Annotated in this window: 2 protein-coding genes; both read left to right on the top strand. The window is 48.3% G+C overall.

Annotated features, from left to right (window positions below):
* The coding region (locus Q0628_RS02355; RefSeq protein ID WP_298767968.1) for a DUF234 domain-containing protein at positions 1-971 on the top strand (971 nt) is incomplete at its 5' end.
* 44 nt (positions 972-1015) lie between these two features.
* Positions 1016-1654, top strand: a 639-nt coding sequence (locus Q0628_RS02350; protein WP_298767967.1) for an SDR family NAD(P)-dependent oxidoreductase, incomplete at its 3' end; no start/stop codon positions are given.

Here is a 1654-nt window from a genome sequence, read left to right as displayed (position 1 = left end):
GGATGATTACAAATATTGTCGATAGCAAAGGCGGCCTTCACGATCGCATCACGCAAGAGATTCACGTTCATCCGTTCTGCTTAAAAGAAACCGAAGAGTACTTTAATGAAAACGGATTTCAGTGGAATCGCGATATCGTATTGCAGGCCTACATGGCGTTCGGAGGCATACCTTACTACTTGAGCCTTCTCTCTCCTAAGGAAAGCTTTACGCAGAATATCGACAGACTTTTCTTCGGTCCCGATGAAAAAATGCGCCGTGAGTTCAAGCGTCTTTTTGCAACACTTTACAATCGTCCAGAAGGCTACATTGAAATTGTCAAGAAACTTTGCGAAAGCAAGCACGGCGTAACTCGTAAGGAACTCGCCGAATCACTCAAGGTTTCGAACAACGCATTCCTCGGCAAAAAGCTAGACGACCTTGTGCATTGTGACCTGCTGCGCAAGATTCCCGTCCGCGAAAAGAAAATCAAGAAAAATGATTTCGTTTTTCAACTGGCGGATTTCTTTTGCATTTTCTGGTTGACATTTATCCAAAAGGCCGAACTGGAAAACAATTATTGGCAGCACCACATCAACGCTCCGGAAATCAATACCTGGATGGGCCTGTCGTTTGAACGTATCTGCATGTCGCACATTCTGCAAATCAAAAAGGCTTTGCGAATCGACGGCATTTCAACAATCAGCTACGCTTGGCGCAGTAAAAGTTCTACACCGGGAGCTCAAATTGACCTCGTCATTGAACGAGCGGACAAAATCGTCAACCTTTGCGAAATCAAATACAGCCAGACACCTTATTCTATTGACAAGGACGAATACCAAAAGTTGCTGAATCGCAGGGAGGCGTTTTCCAAGGAAACGGGACTTCGCCATTCACCTTGGATTACAATGATTGCTAGTGAAGGTCTTTCGCAAGGAATGTATTCCGACATTGCACAAGGGGTTGTCACGAAGGATGAACTGTTTGCGTGAATAACATCAAACGGATTTTTTCGTAAAAATTATATATTTCTAGTATGTTCTTTTCTCGGCTAACATTCCGGAAACCACTCCACGCGCTCTTGTGCGGAGTGGTTTCGCTTGTTGTTGGGCTGTTCGTCGGTGCGGTTCAAACAGCATACGCCGCGGAGGTGCCGGGCGCAAATTCCTCGGGCTTGAACGGTGTTTTCGATGCGGGCTGGACGACGGCTTATCAGTCGCAGGATTCCATCACGCACATGCACCAGCGCCTGCACGCGCTCGGGATGGACGAGGTCGTGTTGCAGTACGCCGCAGTCGAGGCGACGCACTTGTACTACCCCTCGCAACTGGACTTTTTGCAGAACACGCAGTACAAGAACAACGAACTTTTCCCCAAAAGCATCGAGGCGGCAAAGGTAGAGGTTGACAAGGCCTTCGGTCCTTGCGACATTCTGATCAACGGCGCGGGCGGAAACAATCCCAGAGCGACCACGGATGACGAAACCTTCAACCCCGAGAGCCTTGAAAAGCTTGACGGAAAGAACTTCTTCAACCTCTCCGCAGACGGCTTCCGCTTTGTTTTCGATCTGAACGTAACCGCCGCAGTGCTGACCACGCAGGTATTTGCACTTGATATGGCGAAGGCAGGCAAAGGAAACATAATCAACATTTCCTCTATGTGGGGCATTTGCGGC

The organism is uncultured Fibrobacter sp. (genome assembly GCF_937877005.1).
Lineage (GTDB): Bacteria > Fibrobacterota > Fibrobacteria > Fibrobacterales > Fibrobacteraceae > Fibrobacter.
This window is presented reverse-complemented; position numbering and strand designations above follow the sequence as displayed.